General features: G+C 58.7%; 17 protein-coding genes and 3 pseudogenes. 19 read left to right on the top strand and 1 reads right to left on the bottom strand.

The genetic code is table 11. The features are described from left to right. Positions 1-4: 4 nt before the first annotated feature. From AC0L4F_RS08855 to AC0L4F_RS08765, 19 genes and pseudogenes are all read left to right on the top strand, one after another. Positions 5-334, top strand: coding sequence for a hypothetical protein (locus AC0L4F_RS08855; RefSeq protein ID WP_244687470.1), 330 nt, complete (start codon positions 5-7; stop codon positions 332-334). Further along, on the top strand, positions 331-726 hold the full coding sequence (locus AC0L4F_RS08850; protein WP_244687468.1) for a DUF5333 domain-containing protein: 396 nt from the start codon (positions 331-333) through the stop codon (positions 724-726). The genes AC0L4F_RS08855 and AC0L4F_RS08850 overlap by 4 nt, the downstream gene beginning before the upstream one ends. A gap of 5 nt (positions 727-731) precedes the next feature. Next, a complete protein-coding gene (gene nuoG, locus AC0L4F_RS08845; RefSeq protein WP_244687466.1) occupies positions 732-2,750 on the top strand; it encodes an NADH-quinone oxidoreductase subunit NuoG in 2,019 nt (672 codons plus the stop codon). Positions 2,751-2,821: 71 nt separating this feature from the next. Further along, positions 2,822-3,160, top strand: a complete 339-nt coding sequence (locus tag AC0L4F_RS08840; protein WP_244687464.1) for a hypothetical protein — start codon at positions 2,822-2,824, stop codon at positions 3,158-3,160. Positions 3,161-3,166: 6 nt separating this feature from the next. Continuing rightward, on the top strand, positions 3,167-4,204 hold the full coding sequence (gene nuoH / locus AC0L4F_RS08835) for an NADH-quinone oxidoreductase subunit NuoH (protein WP_244687462.1): 1,038 nt from the start codon (positions 3,167-3,169) through the stop codon (positions 4,202-4,204). 1 nt (position 4,205) lies between these two features. Then, positions 4,206-4,475 (top strand): hypothetical protein, encoded by a 270-nt coding sequence (locus AC0L4F_RS08830; RefSeq protein ID WP_244687460.1) that lies wholly within the window; start codon positions 4,206-4,208, stop codon positions 4,473-4,475. 1 nt (position 4,476) lies between these two features. Then, complete coding sequence (nuoI, locus tag AC0L4F_RS08825) at positions 4,477-4,971, top strand: NADH-quinone oxidoreductase subunit NuoI (protein ID WP_244687458.1); 495 nt, start codon at positions 4,477-4,479, stop codon at positions 4,969-4,971. Next, the gene (locus AC0L4F_RS08820; protein ID WP_244687455.1) at positions 4,968-5,372 is read left to right on the top strand and encodes a carboxymuconolactone decarboxylase family protein; all 405 of its coding nucleotides are present in this window, start codon (positions 4,968-4,970) and stop codon (positions 5,370-5,372) included. Before nuoI ends, AC0L4F_RS08820 begins: the two co-directional genes overlap by 4 nt. Then, positions 5,369-5,773, top strand: coding sequence for a carboxymuconolactone decarboxylase family protein (locus AC0L4F_RS08815; RefSeq protein ID WP_244687453.1), 405 nt, complete (start codon positions 5,369-5,371; stop codon positions 5,771-5,773). The genes AC0L4F_RS08820 and AC0L4F_RS08815 overlap by 4 nt, the downstream gene beginning before the upstream one ends. Next, positions 5,773-6,375 carry an NADH-quinone oxidoreductase subunit J gene (locus AC0L4F_RS08810; RefSeq protein ID WP_244687450.1) on the top strand — a complete coding sequence of 201 codons (603 nt, stop codon included), beginning with the start codon at positions 5,773-5,775 and terminating at the stop codon, positions 6,373-6,375. The genes AC0L4F_RS08815 and AC0L4F_RS08810 overlap by 1 nt, the downstream gene beginning before the upstream one ends. A 2-nt stretch (positions 6,376-6,377) precedes the next feature. Then, entirely contained in the window at positions 6,378-6,521 is a 144-nt protein-coding gene (locus AC0L4F_RS08805; RefSeq protein ID WP_244687448.1) for a hypothetical protein, read from the top strand. A gap of 68 nt (positions 6,522-6,589) precedes the next feature. Further along, positions 6,590-6,895 carry an NADH-quinone oxidoreductase subunit NuoK gene (gene nuoK, locus AC0L4F_RS08800; RefSeq protein WP_244687446.1) on the top strand — a complete coding sequence of 102 codons (306 nt, stop codon included), beginning with the start codon at positions 6,590-6,592 and terminating at the stop codon, positions 6,893-6,895. Between the two features lie 4 nt (positions 6,896-6,899). Beyond that, a pseudogene (gene nuoL / locus AC0L4F_RS08795) lies at positions 6,900-9,043 on the top strand (NADH-quinone oxidoreductase subunit L). After that, positions 9,043-10,585, top strand: a pseudogene (locus AC0L4F_RS08790) (NADH-quinone oxidoreductase subunit M). The pseudogenes nuoL and AC0L4F_RS08790 overlap by 1 nt, the downstream one beginning before the upstream one ends. A gap of 12 nt (positions 10,586-10,597) precedes the next feature. Beyond that, positions 10,598-12,037, top strand: coding sequence for an NADH-quinone oxidoreductase subunit NuoN (gene nuoN, locus AC0L4F_RS08785; protein WP_244687444.1), 1,440 nt, complete (start codon positions 10,598-10,600; stop codon positions 12,035-12,037). Between the two features lie 104 nt (positions 12,038-12,141). Further along, a pseudogene (locus AC0L4F_RS08780) lies at positions 12,142-12,878 on the top strand (biotin--[acetyl-CoA-carboxylase] ligase). Between the two features lie 13 nt (positions 12,879-12,891). Then, positions 12,892-13,680: a type III pantothenate kinase gene (locus AC0L4F_RS08775; RefSeq protein WP_244687442.1), complete on the top strand. Its 789-nt coding sequence runs from the start codon at positions 12,892-12,894 to the stop codon at positions 13,678-13,680. Next, the gene (locus AC0L4F_RS08770) at positions 13,670-15,337 is read left to right on the top strand and encodes a ribonuclease J (protein ID WP_244687440.1); all 1,668 of its coding nucleotides are present in this window, start codon (positions 13,670-13,672) and stop codon (positions 15,335-15,337) included. Before AC0L4F_RS08775 ends, AC0L4F_RS08770 begins: the two co-directional genes overlap by 11 nt. A gap of 116 nt (positions 15,338-15,453) precedes the next feature. Continuing rightward, on the top strand, positions 15,454-15,879 hold the full coding sequence (locus AC0L4F_RS08765; protein WP_244687437.1) for an OsmC family protein: 426 nt from the start codon (positions 15,454-15,456) through the stop codon (positions 15,877-15,879). Positions 15,880-15,980: 101 nt separating this feature from the next. Here AC0L4F_RS08765 and AC0L4F_RS08760 read toward each other — a convergent pair whose 3' ends face one another. After that, positions 15,981-17,456 (bottom strand): DEAD/DEAH box helicase, encoded by a 1,476-nt coding sequence (locus AC0L4F_RS08760; protein WP_244687435.1) that lies wholly within the window; start codon positions 17,454-17,456, stop codon positions 15,981-15,983. Between the last annotated feature and the right edge of the window lie 148 nt (positions 17,457-17,604).

The following is a 17,604-nucleotide window of genomic DNA, read 5'->3' as shown; positions in this document are numbered from 1 at the left end:
TAAAATGCGGGCTGTGATCTTTCTTCTCTGTATGTCGCTGGGGGCGGTTGCGGCCTGTTCCCGGGATGACAGCCGTCAGATCACATTTGATGGTGAGCGTTTCCGTGGCACGGCCAAAACCGTGGACAAGGCCGATCGTCGCATTTTCATTGCGACGGCTGGTCCGGCGTCGCGGTCGCTTGATGGTGTGCGCGAAGCGGTGCGCCATCAGGGCACACGCTATTGCATCCGTTGGTTTGGCATTTCCGATATCGCCTGGGACATCGACCCGGATGCAGAGGTGCTGCCAATCGACAATGACAAGGTCGTGCTGAAAGGCCGGTGTGTGGAATGATGCGTCTGGCGCTCATATCCCTGTTTGCGATGTCGACATCGGTGGCGGCGCTGCCGCCGTTGTCCAGCGTGGCCTTCATCAATGACGGTTTGCGCAGCTTGATGATCGCCGATCAAATTCGCATTGCCTGTCCGTCGATCAGCGCGCGGATGGTGGCCGGCTGGTCCTTTGCCCGGTCGTTGCAATCGCGCGCCAGTGAAATGGGCTACAGCAAGGACGAGATTTCCGATTTCGTGGAAAGCAAAGCGCAGCGAAAACGCCTTGAGGGCGAGGCCGCAGCCTATATGCGGGCCAACGGTGTCAAGTCGGGCGAGCCAGAAACATATTGCGCCCTGGGGCGTCAAGAAGTTGCGAAAGACAGCCAGATCGGCGCCTTTCTGAGAGTGAAGTGAGAGCCATGAGCGACCTGAAAAAGATCATCATCGACGGTAACGAGATCGAAGTAGACGGGGCCATGACCCTGATCCAGGCCTGTGAACAGGCTGGGGTTGAAGTGCCGCGCTTCTGTTATCACGAACGTCTGTCGATTGCGGGCAACTGCCGGATGTGTCTGGTCGAGGTTGTGGGCGGCCCGCCGAAACCTGCCGCTTCTTGCGCGATGCAGGTCCGCGATCTGCGTCCCGGCAAGGATGGTGAACCGCCGGTGGTCAAAACCAATTCGCCCATGGTCAAAAAGGCCCGCGAAGGCGTGATGGAATTCCTGTTGATCAACCACCCGCTGGATTGCCCGATCTGCGATCAGGGCGGCGAATGTGATCTTCAGGATCAGGCGATGGCCTATGGCGTGGATTTCAGCCGTTTCCGCGAACCAAAGCGCGCGACCGACGATCTGAACCTCGGCCCGCTGGTTGAAACCCATATGACGCGCTGCATTTCCTGCACCCGCTGTGTGCGTTTCACCACCGAAGTGGCCGGTATCACCCAGATGGGCCAGACCGGACGCGGCGAAGATGCCGAAATCACCGCCTATCTTGGTGAAACGCTCGACAGCAACATGCAGGGCAATATCATCGACCTGTGCCCGGTTGGCGCGTTGGTGTCGAAACCCTATGCCTTTACCGCCCGCCCGTGGGAGCTGACCAAGACCGAAAGCATCGACGTGATGGATGCGCTGGGCTCCAACATCCGCGTCGATACCAAGGGCCGCGAAGTCATGCGGTTCCTGCCGCGCAACCATGACGGCGTGAACGAGGAATGGATTTCCGATAAAACCCGCTTTGTGTGGGATGGTTTGCGCCGCCAACGGCTTGATAAACCTTACATCCGTGACAACGGCAAACTGCGTCCCGCCACTTGGGGCGAGGCGCTGACCAAAGCCGCCGAGGCCCTGAAAGGGGCCAAGAAGGCCACTGGTCTCGTGGGTGATCTGGCCCCGGTTGAGGCCACTTATGCGCTGAAAAACCTGATCGAAGGGTTGGGCGGCAATGTCGAATGCCGGACCGATGGCGCGAAGCTGCCTGCTGGCAACCGCTCTGGCTATGTCGGGACCGCCGCGATCGAGGATATCGACAGCGCGGACATGATCCTGTTGATCGGCACAAACCCGCGGGAAGAATCGCCGGTGCTGAACGCCCGTATCCGCAAGGCCTGGGCGCGTGGTGCCAAAGTTGCGTTGATCGGCGAAGCGGTCGATCTGACGTTTGACTATACCCATCTGGGCACGGACCGGGCCGCTTTGGCCAAGCTGGCCGAGATGGACCATTCCGACAAGGCCGACACCGCCGGGGTGATGATCATCGGCCAGGGCGCATTGCGCGAGGCCGACGGCGCCGCGGTGCTGGGCACAGCGATGAAAATGGCCGAAGCGGGCAGTTCCAAATTCATGGTGCTGCATACCGCCGCCGCGCGTGTCGGTGCGATGGATGTCGGCGCGGTGACCGAGGGTGGCATGGACGCGCTGGAAGGCACCGACGTGGTCTATAACCTTGGTGCAGATGAGATCGATATCGCCGAAGGACCTTTTGTGATCTACCAGGGGTCGCATGGCGACCGTGGCGCGCACCGCGCTGATGTGATCCTGCCGGGTGCCGCCTATACCGAGGAAAACGCGGTGTTCGTCAACACCGAGGGCCGCCCGCAACTGGCGCTGCGCGCCGGGTTTGCACCGGGTGAGGCCAAGGAAAACTGGGCCATCCTGCGTGCGCTGTCGGGCGAGTTGGACAGCAAACTGCCCTATGATTCGCTGGCGCAACTGCGGACAAGCCTGATCAAGGACGTGCCGCATCTCGGCAATATTGACGCCGTGCCGGAAAACGAATGGCAAGTGGTTGAAGCCGGAAAACTGGGCGCGGCGGATTTCCGCAATGCAATCAAGGATTACTGGCTGACCAACCCAATTGCCCGTGCCAGCCAGTTGATGGCCGAGCTGAGCGCCAATGCGAAGGCGCGCGGGGAGGCGAAGATTGCAGCGGAATGATCGACCACAAGCGGATATGGCCCCGGGCAGCAATGTTGCCCGCGATGGCGTTCGCCCTGATCGGATGCGAAATGTCTGAAGCGGCCAATGATATCCCGTTCGAGCCCGAATATCGTGGCATCGAAACCCGGCTGTTGGACGGCGATCTGGTGAATTTCCATGTGGAAATGGCCGGTGCGCGCGACGCCCAGGATGTGGCGGATTACACGGAATGTGCTGCGGCGCAGTATACGCTGATCCGTGGATACGGATTTGCGCGACATCTGCGCACGAATACGCAAGTTGAGGCTGGCCTTTGGCGGGGTGATGCGGTTTACACCATCTCGCCGTCGCTGCCCGATGGATTGAAGACGATAGATGCCGAAGTCGTGGTGGCGAACTGCCGCGAACAACGCATTCCGACTGTGTGAGGGACCATGGCTGATTTCTTTTCGACTCCACTGGGAATTGGTGTTCTCATCCTCGCGCAGTGCCTTGCGGTGCTGGGCTTTGTGATGATTTCGCTGCTGTTCCTGGTTTACGGTGACCGCAAAATCTGGGCCGCGGTCCAAATGCGGCGCGGACCAAACGTTGTGGGGGCCTTTGGGCTTTTGCAATCGGTGGCGGATGCGCTGAAATATGTGGTCAAGGAAGTGGTGGTGCCCGCAGGTGCGGACAAGCCGGTGTTCTTCCTTGCGCCGATGGCCAGCTTTGTTCTGGCGGTGATTGCCTGGGCGGTGATCCCCTTTGCCGATGGTTGGGTCCTGTCGGACATCAACGTCGCCATTCTGTATGTCTTCGCCATGTCCTCGCTTGAGGTTTACGGCGTGATCATGGGCGGCTGGGCCTCGAACTCGAAATATCCTTTCCTGGGATCGCTGCGCTCTGCGGCGCAGATGATTTCCTATGAGGTGTCGATCGGTCTGATCATCATCGGTGTGATCATCTCGACCGGGAGCATGAACTTTGGCGATATCGTCCAATCGCAGGATGGCCGCTTTGGCTTCTTCTCCTGGTATTGGCTGCCGCACTTCCCGATGGTGTTCCTGTTCTTCATCTCCTGTCTGGCCGAAACAAACCGGCCGCCGTTCGACCTTCCCGAAGCGGAATCGGAACTGGTGGCGGGCTATCAGGTGGAATATTCGGCCACGCCGTTCCTGTTGTTCATGGCCGGGGAATATATCGCCATCTTCCTGATGTGCGCCCTGACCTCGCTGCTGTTCTTTGGCGGTTGGCTGTCGCCCATTCCGGGTCTGCCGGACGGGGTGCTGTGGATGGTCGCGAAAATGGCGTTCTTCTTCTTCATCTTCGCGATGGTAAAGGCGATCACCCCGCGCTACCGCTATGACCAATTGATGCGTCTGGGCTGGAAAGTGTTCCTGCCGTTCAGCCTGGTTTGGGTGGTCTTTGTCGCCTTTGCCGCGAAATTCGGCTGGTTCTGGGGCGTCTATGCCCGCTGGGCCATTGGGGGCTGAGATGATTGATCTGAAAGCTGCCATTCTGGACGCGAAATACATCGACATGGTGTCGTTGGCTGATTTCGTGGTGCAGGATTGCGGGCTGCCGGACAGTGACGACCACGGCAACCCGCTGCCCCAACAGAACGAGGTCGCCGCCGCGATCTTTCGCTGGGCGGCGAAACAGGCCGAGACAACCAAACCAGCCGGGCCTGTCCCGGCAGACAACGACATGACGACCGGGGATACATCCAACATGATGACATCCCAATTTGAGCAAGGGAACTGACATGACCCAGATCGACTATGGCCGCGCGGCCAAATATTTCCTGCTCGCTGATTTTGTTCAGGGGTTCAAACTGGGGCTGAAGTATTTCTTTGCCCCCAAGGCGACCCTGAACTATCCGCATGAAAAAGGTCCGCTGTCGCCGCGTTTTCGTGGTGAACACGCCCTGCGCCGTTATCCCAATGGCGAAGAACGTTGCATTGCCTGCAAACTGTGCGAAGCGATTTGCCCGGCACAGGCGATTACCATTGATGCGGAACCCCGCGACGATGGCAGCCGCCGGACCACGCGGTATGATATCGACATGACCAAATGCATCTACTGCGGTTTCTGCCAGGAGGCCTGCCCGGTGGATGCGATTGTCGAAGGGCCGAATTTCGAATTCGCCACCGAGACCCGCGAAGAGCTGTTCTATGACAAGGACAAGCTGCTGGCCAATGGCGAGCGTTGGGAAGCCGAAATTGCGGCGAACCTCGAAGTGGACGCACCTTACAGATGAGCCTCGACGAACCACATAACAGCGACAGCTATGCCCGCGGCAAGACGCTTTCCGAAGCGGTCAATCCCGGTATGGAGGATGCTTTGAAGGCGCGGTATGACGCGCTGGTGCCCGGTTTGTCGCGGACCCTGGTGGATGTGGCTTATGGCCAATTCTATGCCCGCGGTGTGGTGGACGAAAAGACCCGGCTTCTGGCAACCATTGCGGCGCTTGCTGCGCTGGGTGGTCAGACCAAGCCGCAATTGAAGGTGAATATTGCCAGCGCCCGCGCGGTTGGTGCATCTCGTGAAGAGATTGCAGAAATCATCTTTCAGATGACGCTTTATGGTGGCTTTCCGGCGATGATCAACGCGCTGAACGCCGCTCTTGAGGTTTTCGAATCCGAGGAGGAAGCCACATGAGCGAAGGCAAGACACCGTTCGAATTGATGATGGAACAAGCCCAGGAAATGGCCAAGGCCTTTAACCCGGCGCTTGAGACATTTTCGCCCAAGGGGTTCGAGGCGATTTGGCCGACGATGCCCAAGGAAATGATGGAAATGGCCTTTGGCCGCGGAATTTCCAAAGAAGGGCTGGACGCCAAGACCCGGTTGTTGTTGACCCTTGCGGGTCTGACGATGCAGGGCGCACAGGCCGACACACCGTTTCGCATGACCGTGCGCCACGCCCTTGCGGCGGGTGCCACCAAAGATGAAATTGCCGAGACCATCGCACAGATGTCGATGTTCGCAGGCCTTCCCGCCATGAATCGCGCCATGGAAATGGCCCGCGATGTCATGGTCGAAAATGAGGATGACGCATAATGGCCGTGTTCGCCTTTTACCTGTTTGCACTTAGCACCATCGCCGGGGGACTGTTCACGGTGATCAGCCGCAACCCGGTGCATTCGGTGCTCTGGCTGATCCTGGCATTCCTGTCGTCCGCCGGATTGTTTGTCCTGCTGGGCGCGGAATTTGTCGCGATGCTGCTGATCATTGTCTATGTCGGCGCGGTGGCGGTGTTGTTCCTGTTTGTGGTGATGATGCTGGACATTGATTTCGCCGAGCTGAAGGCCGAAATGGCGCGCTATATGCCGTTGGCGCTGTTGATTGGTGTGATCTTGTTGATGCAATTCGCCATGGCCGTCGGGGCCTGGCAATACGCCGAAGTCGCCGAGAGCCTGCGGGCACAGGTGACACCGACGGATGTGCACAATACCCATGCTCTGGGCGTGATCCTTTATGACGATTACTTCCTGCTGTTCCAATTGTCGGGCCTGATCCTTTTGGTGGCGATGATTGGGGCGATCGTGTTGACCCTGCGCCATCGTCAGGATGTGAAGCGTCAGAATGTGCTGGCACAGATGTACCGCGATCCGGCGACGGCCATGGAACTGAAAGACGTCAAACCAGGGCAGGGGCTCTGATCATGGCGGACATGATTGCGCTGGCCCATGCCTTTTTTCTGAAGGTTGGGGTCCTCGGGTTTGCCGGGCTTTGGGTGTTGAAGGCGATGTTGGGGCTGGTGGCCCTGCGGTGGTTGCGCGCCTGGCGGCAACGGACCCCGAATTGAGATAACAACCCGTCCAACAAGGACGGGAGAGATGAAAGACCAAACGGGCAAAAGCCCAGAGGGACGACATGATCGGACTTGAACATTATCTGACGGTGGCGGCGACGCTTTTTGTCATTGGCATTTTCGGCCTCTTCCTGAACCGCAAGAACGTGATCATTCTGCTCATGTCGATTGAGCTGATGCTCTTGGCTGTGAATATCAACCTGGTCGCCTTTTCGACCCATCTTGGTGATCTGGTCGGGCAGGTGTTCACGCTGTTTGTGTTGACGGTGGCCGCAGCCGAAGCGGCGATTGGCCTTGCCATCCTCGTTTGTTTCTTCCGCAACCGCGGCACCATTGCCGTCGAAGACGTCAACGTGATGAAGGGCTGAGACCATGGAAAGCATCATTCTCTTTGCCCCGCTGGTCGGGGCGCTGATTGCCGGGTTCGGCTGGAAGCTGATCGGCGAACGCGGCGCGATGTGGATCACCACCGGCCTGCTGTTCACGGCCTGTGCCTTTTCCTGGATTGTCTTTCTGACCCATGGCCCGGAAACCCAGCATATTCAGATCCTGCGCTGGATCGAAAGCGGCTCGCTGTCGACCGATTGGTCGATCCGGTTGGACCGGCTGACCTCGATCATGTTGATTGTGGTCACCACTGTGTCCTCGCTCGTGCACCTCTACAGCTTTGGCTACATGGCGCATGATCCGCAGTGGAAAGACGGCGAAAGCTACAAACCGCGTTTCTTCGCCTATCTGTCGTTCTTCACCTTCGCCATGCTGATGCTGGTGACATCCGACAACCTGGTTCAGATGTTCTTTGGCTGGGAAGGCGTGGGCGTTGCCTCCTATCTGTTGATCGGGTTCTATTATCGCAAGCCCTCGGCCAATGCCGCGGCGATCAAGGCCTTTGTGGTCAACCGGGTTGGTGACTTTGGCTTTGCGCTCGGGATCTTTGGTCTGTTCTTCCTGACGGATTCGATCCGGTTTGATGACATCTTTGCTGCCGCGCCGTCCTTGGTGGACGTTCAGATCACCTTCCTGTGGCGCGAATGGAATGCGGCCAATCTGATTGCCTTCCTGCTGTTTGTCGGTGCGATGGGCAAATCGGCGCAGCTGTTCCTGCACACCTGGTTGCCGGACGCGATGGAAGGTCCGACACCTGTTTCGGCCTTGATCCACGCCGCGACCATGGTGACCGCGGGTGTGTTCCTTGTGTGCCGCATGTCGCCGTTGATGGAATATGCCCCGGAAACGATGGCCTTTGTCACGTTCCTTGGCGCGTCCACGGCCTTTGTCGCGGCGACCATCGGTCTGGTGCAAAACGACATCAAACGCGTGATCGCCTATTCGACCATGTCGCAGCTGGGCTATATGTTCGTGGCGGCCGGGGTCGGGGTTTATTCGGTGGCGATGTTCCACCTGTTCACCCACGCGTTTTTCAAAGCGATGTTGTTCCTTGGCGCCGGTTCGGTGATCCACGCGATGCATCACGAACAGGATATGCGCAATTACGGCAACCTGCGCAAAAAGATCCCCTATACTTTCTGGGCGATGATGATCGGCACTTTGGCGATCACCGGCGTTGGCATTCCGCTGACCCACATCGGTTTCGCCGGTTTCCTGTCGAAGGACGCGGTGATCGAAAGCGCCTATGCGGGCACTCAGGGCGGATTTGCCTTCTGGGCGCTGGTTGTAGCGGCATTGTTCACCAGCTTCTACAGCTGGCGGCTGATGTTCCTGACTTTCTATGGCAAGCAGCGTGGCGACAAACACACCCACGAACATGCGCATGAAAGCCCGATGGTCATGCTGGTGCCGCTTGGTGTGCTGGCGACGGGATCGGTGCTTGCAGGCATGATCTGGTATGGGTCTTTCTTTGGCGATCATGACCGGGTGAACAAATTCTTTGGTATTCCTGCCCATCACGCAGAGATGGATGCCGGACATGGCGAAGATACCGGTCACGGTGAAGATACGGATCACGCAGCTGCCGACGATGGCCACGCCGAAGAAGCGGCGCATGCCGCCGATGAGGCGCATGGCGACGCGGTAGATTCCGGGCATGATGTGGCCGGAGAGGCGCCGCAGGGTGCGATCTTTATCCACCCGGACAATCATGTCATGGACGACGCCCACCATGCGCCGACCTGGGTCAAAATCTCTCCCTTCATTGCGATGTTGATCGGTTTTGCCACGGCATTCTGGTTCTATATCGTCGATCCAACGGTGCCGGTCCGACTGGCCGAGCAGCAGCGGCCGCTCTACCAGTTCCTGTTGAACAAATGGTACTTCGACGAGATCTATGATTTCCTGTTCATCCAACCGGCCAAGGCCGTCGGCCGTTTCCTGTGGAAACGCGGCGATGAAAACACGATTGACGGCACCATCAATGGTGTCTCGATGGGACTTATCCCGTTCTTCACCCGTCTCGCCGCCGTTTCCAGTCCGGTTACATTTTCAGCTACGCCTTTGCCATGGTGATCGGGATTGCGATCCTTGTCACATGGATGTCGATCGGCGGAGGAGCGCACTGATGGATAACCTTCTTTCCATTGTCACTTTCATCCCGGCTTTGGGCGCGCTGATCCTTGGGGTGTTCTTGCGCGGCGAGGATGCTGCGGCCAATCGCAACGCCAAATGGTTGGCCTTGATCGCCACGGCGGCGACATTCCTGATCTCGCTGTTTATTCTGGCGCAGTTCGATCCCAGCAACACCGGCTTTCAATTCGTCGAAGAGGGCGAATGGCTGTTGGGCCTGAAGTACAAGATGGGTGTGGATGGCATTTCGGTGCTGTTCGTTTTGCTCACCACCTTCATCATGCCGCTGTGTATTGCTGCCAGCTGGAATATCAGCACGCGGGTCAAGGAATACATGATTGCCTTCCTGCTGCTGGAAACGCTGATGCTGGGCGTGTTCATGGCGCTGGATATCGTGCTGTTCTATCTGTTCTTTGAGGCCGGTCTGATCCCGATGTTCCTGATCATCGGTATCTGGGGCGGCAAGAACCGGATCTACGCCAGCTTCAAATTCTTCCTCTATACCTTCATCGGCTCGGTTCTGATGCTGGTGGCGATGGTTGTGATGTTCTATCAGGCCTGGCACCACCGACATTCCGACATTGATGCGGCATGAATTCGGGTCTGAGGATTTCTCGGTCCTGGGTATCCACATCGTCGGCGGGGCACAGACGTTGATGTTCTTGGCCTTCTTTGCCAGCTTCGCGGTCAAAATGCCGATGTGGCCGTTCCACACCTGGTTGCCCGACGCCCACGTTCAGGCCCCGACCGCTGGTTCGGTTGTTCTGGCGGCGATCCTTTTGAAAATGGGCGGCTACGGCTTCTTGCGGTTCAGCCTTCCCATGTTCCCGGTCGGGGCGGACGTCATGGCGCCGCTGGTGCTGTGGATGTCGGCGATTGCGATTGTCTATACCTCGCTGGTGGCGCTGGTGCAGGAAGACATGAAGAAGCTGATTGCCTATTCGTCGGTTGCCCACATGGGCTATGTGACTGCGGGTATCTTTGCCGCCAATCAACAGGGCATCGACGGCGCGATCTTTCAGATGGTCAGCCACGGCTTCATCTCTGGCGCGCTGTTCCTGTGTGTCGGTGTGATCTATGACCGGATGCACACGCGGGACATCGACGCCTATGGCGGGTTGGTGAACCGGATGCCGGCCTATGCGCTGATCTTCATGTTGTTCACCATGGCCAACGTCGGCCTGCCGGGCACATCGGGTTTCGTCGGTGAATTCCTGACCTTGATGGGCATTTTCCAGGTCAACACCTGGGTGGCCGCGATTGCCACATCCGGTGTGATCCTGTCGGCGGCCTATGCGCTGTGGCTCTATCGTCGGGTTGTCATGGGCGGGTTGATCAAGGAAAGCCTGCGTTCCATCACTGACATGAACAGCCGCGAACGCGCGATCTTTGCGCCGCTTGTGGTGATGACTATTCTGCTGGGGGTTTACCCGGCATTGGTCACCGACATCATCGGGCCCTCGGTCGAGGCGCTTGTTTCCAACTACCAGACGGCGCTGGCCGCATCGAGTGATGCGGTCCAGGTTGCCGGACATTAAGGGAGCCGGAGCATGATCCAGGCTGATCTGACTATCATCCTCCCCGAGATCATCATCGCGGTCTTTGCGATGTTGGCGCTGGTCCTGGCGGTTTATACCACCAAGGACAAGATGGCCGGCCTGCTGACCTGGGCCACCGCAGCCTTGTTTGTGGTTGTGGCGTTCTGGATCGGCACCTCGGGCGGCGGCACACATCTGGCCTTTGGCGGCATGTTCATCGACGATGGATTTTCCCGCTTTGCCAAGGTGACGATCCTGTTGTCCGCGGCTGCGGTCCTGGTGATGAGCCAGGGGTACATGGCGGCACGTGGGTTCCTGAAATTCGAATATCCGCTGCTGATTGCGCTGGCCACGGTTGGCATGATGATGATGGTGTCGGCAGGCGATTTGATGTCGCTTTATATGGGGTTGGAGCTTCAATCCCTTGCACTTTATGTTGTGGCCGCGCTGCGCCGCAACTCGATCAAATCGACCGAAGCCGGGTTGAAGTATTTTGTGTTGGGCGCACTGTCGTCCGGGCTTCTTCTGTATGGCGCATCGTTGACCTATGGCTTTGCGGGCACCACGCAATTTGCGGGCATCATTCAGGCCGCTTCGGGCGAAGTGTCGCTTGGGCTGTTGTTCGGTCTGGTGTTCCTGATTTCCGGTCTGGCGTTCAAAGTGTCGGCGGTGCCGTTCCACATGTGGACGCCTGACGTCTACGAAGGTTCGCCCACGCCGGTCACAGCGTTCTTTGCCACAGCCCCGAAAGTGGCGGCAATGGGCCTGTTTGCGCGGGTGTTGCATGATGCCTTTGGTGGCGTGACCAGCGACTGGCAACAGATCATCGCGCTTCTGTCGGTGCTGTCGATGTTCCTGGGCGCGGTTGCCGCGATTGGCCAGCGTAACATCAAGCGGCTGATGGCCTATTCGTCGATTGCACATATGGGTTATGCGCTGATGGGGCTGGCGTCGGGCACGGTCTTCGGCGTGCAGGCGATGCTGATCTACATGGCGATCTATGTGACGATGAATGTCGGCACCTTTGCCTTCATCATGTCGATGCAAAAAGATGGCCAGCCGGTGGTGTCGATTGACAGCCTGCATCTGTATTCGAAACGCGAACCGGGCAAGGCATTGGCCATGTTGGTTCTGTTGTTCTCGCTTGCGGGTGTGCCGCCTATGGTCGGTTTCTTTGGCAAGTTCTATGTGCTGCGCGCGGCGGTTGAGGGCGGATTGGTCTGGCTGGCGGTTGCCGGTGTGATCGCCTCGGTGATTGGTGCGTTCTATTACCTGCGGATCGTGTTCTATATGTACTTCGGCGAAGAACGGGACGAGGTTCTGGACCGTGGCGGATCGCCGATCCTGTATGGGTTCCTGATGGCGTCGGCGGCGGCGATGCTGCTGGGGGTTGTGAACCTGTTTGGTATTGAATCCGTGGCCCAGGCTGCGGCGGCGACACTTGTCAACTGATCTGGGTGACAGGTCACCATGCGGGCCGCGCGGGGGATTGACCCCCGCGCGGCCCGGTGCCGTTTCGCCACAATGCGTATTTCCAAAGAGAAGAAGGGCCGGGCATGAGCTGGCCTGAGGGATACGCCCGGCGGATCCTGCCGGAGGTCGACAGCACCAATGCCGAAGCTGCGCGGGTCGCAGCCGCCGGTCTGGCGGGGCCAGAATGGATTTTGGGGCTGCGCCAAACCGCAGGCAAGGGCCGCGCGGGCGCCCCTGGGCCGATCAGACCGGCAATTTCGCCGCGAGCCTGGTTCTTCCCGCTGCAGGCGCACCGATGCAGGCGGCTTTGCGGTCTTTTGTGACGGCACTGGCAGTTCATGATGCCTTTGTTGCGGTCACTGGGCGGGCCGAGGTTTTTGCCTTGAAATGGCCAAATGACGTGTTGCTGAATGGCGGCAAGGTGGCCGGCATCCTGTTGGAAGGATTGCCCGGCGGGGCCTTGGCCATCGGGATCGGCATCAATCTTGTGCATGCGCCATCCGCCAGCGAAGTTGAAGCCCGCGCCCTGCGGCCGGTGTCGCTTTTGTCCGAGACTGGGGCGGAAGTCAGCCCGGAAGACTATCTGACACAGCTTGCCGCCGCGTTTGCCCGGTATGAGGCCAGTTTTATGACCTTTGGTTTTGCGCCGATCCGTGAGGCCTGGTTGGCGCGGGCGGCGCGGCTGGGTGATGTCATCACCGCGCGCACCGGTCAGTCCGAGACCACGGGCACCTTTGTGGATGTCGATGGCTCTGGCAATCTGGTGCTGCAAACCGCCCGGTCGCGTGTGGCGATTCCGGCGGCGGATGTCTTTTTCTAAGAGGGGATAGCCCATGCTGTTGTGCATTGATTGCGGCAATACCAATACGGTGTTTTCGATTTGGGATGGTACGGAATTTCTGTGCACTCTGCGGACCTCGACCCATCATGCGCGCACGGCGGATGCCTATTTTACCTGGTATTCGACGCTGGTGACCCATTACGGCATCAAGGCAGAGATCACCGAGGTGATCATTTCCACCACGGTGCCGCGCGTTTTGTTCAATTTGCGGGTTTTCACCGATCGGTTTTTTAACTGCCGGCCGCTGGTGGTGGGCAAGCCAGAGTGTTTGCTGCCACATGATGCGCGTGTCGATGCCGGCACCGCCGTGGGCCCGGATCGGTTGGTCAATACCGCAGGTGCCTTTGATCGCCATGGTGGCGATCTGATCGTGGTGGATTTCGGGACTGCGACGACCTTTGATGTGGTGGCGCATGATGGCGCCTATGTCGGCGGGGTGATTGCGCCGGGGGTGAACCTCAGCCTTGAGGCGCTGCATATGGGGGCGGCGGCGCTGCCGCATGTCGATATCAGCCAGCCGGAAAAAGTGATTGGGACAAATACGGTCAATTGCATTCAATCCGGGGTGTTTTGGGGGTATGTCGGGCTGGTCAACGGGATTTGTGACCGGATTCGCGGCGAATATGCCCGACCTATGCGGATCATTGGCACTGGGGGGCTTGCGCCCTTGTTTGCGCAGGGGCAGATGCTATTTGACACCATCGAAGATGATCTGACGATGCATGGGCTGACCGTCATCCATGCCTATAACAAGGAAAACGGGAATATCCATGAGCAGTGAACGCATCATTTACCTGCCCCTCGGTGGGGCGGGCGAAATCGGCATGAACGCCTATGTCTATGGTTACGGCAAGCCGGGGCAGGAGCGTTTGATCCTTGTGGATCTTGGCGTGACCTTCCCCGACATGGATGGGTCACCCGGGGTGGATCTGATCTTTCCCGACATGACCTGGCTGATTGAACGCCGGGATCGGCTTGACGCGATTTTCATCACCCATGGCCACGAAGACCATATCGGTGCGATCCACCAGTTCTGGGAACGTCTGGGCGCGCCGGTCTATGCCCGTGCCTTTACCGCCAATTTGGCGCGGCGCAAGCTGGATGAAAAGGGATTGCCAGAGACCGTTGTGACCACCGCCAGCGCTTGGCCGGAAACCATCACAGCCGGGCCGTTTACCGTTGGGTTCCTGCCGATTTCGCATTCCATCCCGGAAAGTTCCGCTCTGGTGATCGACACGCCGCAGGGCCGCTTGGTGCATACCGGAGATTTCAAGCTGGACGAAACGCCGATCGTGGGCGAACCATTTGACCCTGAACTTTGGGCGGACGTGTCCAAAGATGGCGTCAAAGCCTTGATCTGTGACAGCACAAATGTGTTTTCGCGCCATGCCGGACGGTCCGAAGTCACCGTCGGACCGGAGATCGAAGCTTTGGTCTCTGGCGCATCGGGGTTGGTTTGTGCAACGACATTTGCGTCGAATGTGGCGCGGGTCAAGACATTGGCCGAAGCTGGCGAGCGCGCCGGGCGGTCAATTGTCCTTTTGGGTCGGGCCATGCGGCGGATGATCGAAGCTGCGATTGAAACCGGTGTGCTGAGTGATTTTCCCAAGGTGGTGCCGCCGGAGGATGCCAAGAGCATTCCGCGCGAGAACCTGATGCTGTTGGTGACCGGATCGCAGGGCGAACGGCGTGCCGCCAGTGCGCAACTGGCGCGCGGCAAATACAATGGCATCGAGCTGAAAGAGGGGGATCTGTTCCTGTTTTCGTCCAAGACCATTCCGGGCAACGAAAAGGGTGTGATCCGTATCATCAACCAGCTGAGTGAAAAAGGCGTGGATGTGGTCGACGATTCGAACGGCCATTACCACGTGTCGGGCCATGCCAACCGCCCCGACCTGGAGCGGATGCAGGATCTGGTGCAGCCGCAGATGGTGATTCCGATGCATGGTGAACACCGCCACCTGCGCGAACATGTAAAGCTGAGCCAGCAAAAGGGCCGTGCCGCCGCTTTGGCGATCAATGGTACGATGTTGAACCTGTCGGGAAATCGCCCGGAGGTGGTTGATTTCATTGAAACAGGCCGGGTGTACCTGGACGGCGCGATTCAGATCGGCGCAATGGATGGCATCATCCGTGACCGGATTCGCATGTCGTTGAATGGTCATGTGATCGTGACCGTGATTCTGGATGATGATGACGAACCGCTGGGCAACCCCTGGTGCGAGGTCATGGGCCTGCCGGAAGTGGGGCGCAGCGACGTGCCACTGGTCGACATTCTGGAAGAAGATCTGAGCCAGTATCTTGGCCGGGCGGGGGACAAGACCCTGACCGACGATGACAAACTGGACGAGGACATGCGCCGGATCACCCGCAATTCGACGATGAACGAGATCGGCAAAAAGCCGGAAGTGACCGTGATTGTCAGCCGGCTGAGCTGACGGGGCGGATCGCAAAATAAATTTCTGCGCAAGGATGCAACTTGCGCAGAGCGCCCTATGGTTGCAGGGGGGCGGTCATGCCGGCCGGCCCTATGACCCATAGGAGATGCAACAAGATGATCAATAAATCTGGTTCAGCGGTCTGGAAAGGCGGGCTGAAAGACGGCACCGGTGTGGTGTCAACGCAATCCGGTGTGCTCTCGGACGAGCCTTATACCTTTGCCAAACGGTTTGAGGGCGAGGGCGGCACCAACCCGGAAGAGCTGATTGGGGCGGCACATGCCAGCTGCTATTCCATGGCGTTGTCGATGGTGCTGGCGGATTTCGATCTGGTGGCTGACAGCCTGGCCACAACGGCAACTGTGACCTTGGATCAGGTTGACGGCGGATTTGCTGTGACCAAGGTGCATTTGGTGTTGGAGGCAAAGATCCCCGGTGCCAGTGACGCAGATTTTCAGAAAGCGGCCAATGGCGCCAAAGAAGGCTGCCCGATTTCCAAGCTGCTGAATGCGGACATCACGCTGGACGCCAAATTGGTGTGAGCCGGAAACGGAAACCAGAAACGGACCAGAAACGGAAATGGGTGCCAGCGGCACCCATTTCATTTCGCATCAAATCCTTTCGGATAAGCTAAAGCTGTGGATCAGATCGCGCGGCGTTCGTCGAAGCTCAGCGCGATGAATTGCGGCAGGTGATCGCCCAGACCAACCACTTTGTTGTCATTGCCAGACCCGCGCGAGCCGCGATTGCGGTCCCGGCCACTGCTGCGCGAGGATGTCTTTTCCGGGCGCAGTGTGGTGGGGGTGGTCTCGGCGCGCTGGGTGTCCGCCTTGGGCGCATCGTTGCGGGGGGCGGACTGCTGCTCTGCCTCGGGTGCGGCTTTGGGTTTGGCGGTGCTGGCCCGTTTGGCCGTGCTCTCTGCCTTGGCAGGGGAGCTGGCGGCGGTCTTGGCCGCGGCTTTGGCAGGTGCCTTGACCGGGTTTTCCACCCGCGGAATTTCCTTTTGGATCAACCGCTCAATCGCATCAAAGTTTTTCTCGTCGCGGGGCGTGCAGATCATCATCGCCTTGCCGTCGCGCCCGGCGCGTCCGGTGCGGCCAATACGGTGCACATAATCCTCGGCATGGCTGGGCACGTCGAAGTTGAACACATGGCTGACCGATGGCACGTCAAGCCCACGCGCGGCCACATCAGACGCCACCAGAATGCGCAATTCGCCGTTGCGGAACCCATCCAGCGTCTTGGTGCGCTGTGATTGATCCAGGTCACCATGGATCGGCGCAGCGTCAAAGCCGTATTTCTTCAACGATTTGGCACAGATATCGACATCGGTCTTCCGGTTGCAGAAGACGATCGCATTGGTGCATTTGTCGCCTTCCGCTTCGATCAAGGACCGAAGAACCGTGCGCTTTTCGCTGGCTTCGCGGTCGCGGCGCGACCCTTTGAACATCACGACGCCCTGTTCAATCGTCTCCGAGGCTGTGGCCTGACGTGCGACTTCGATCCGCTCGGGCGCGGACAGGAAAGTGTCAGTGATCCGTTCGATTTCCTTGGCCATCGTGGCCGAAAAGAACAGGGTCTGGCGGGTGAACGGCGTCAGCGAGAAGATGCGTTCGATATCGGGAATGAACCCCATATCCAGCATCCGGTCGGCTTCGTCGACGACCATGATCTGAACCCCGGTCAAAAGCAGTTTGCCGCGTTCGAAATGATCCAGCAGACGCCCGGGCGTCGCGATCAGAACGTCGACGCCTTTGTCGATCAGAATATCTTGTTCCTTGAAGCTGACACCGCCGATCAACAGCGCCTTGGTCAGTTTCACGTGTTTGGCATAGGTATCAAAGTTTTCCGCAACCTGTGCCGCCAATTCCCGTGTCGGGCAGAGCACAAGCGACCGGGGCATCCGCGCCCGCGCACGGCCACGCGCCAAAAGGGTGATCATCGGCAGGGTGAAGCTGGCGGTTTTGCCGGTGCCGGTCTGGGCAATGCCCAAAACATCGCGGCCCTGCAATGCCGCTGGAATGGCCCCCGCCTGAATCGGCGTCGGGGTTTCATAGCCAGCTTCTTCAACGGCTTTGAGGACTTTTGGATTGAGATCCAGGTCAGAAAATTTTGTCATATGCGTCCGAAGTTTACGGACTTAACTTGGCCCGTACCAGATGTGGGAACGGCCCGTATGGCCCCGCATTGTCGCGGTCATCATCCCCGCGCGCTATCTAGCGTGCAAAAGGCGCGCGGTCAATCATGCTGCAGTGCAGCATAGTGAA

It is taken from the genome of Marinovum sp. J2-8 (assembly GCF_055808435.1).
Note: the sequence above shows the minus strand (reverse complement) of the source record. Positions and strands in the feature narration are given on the sequence as shown.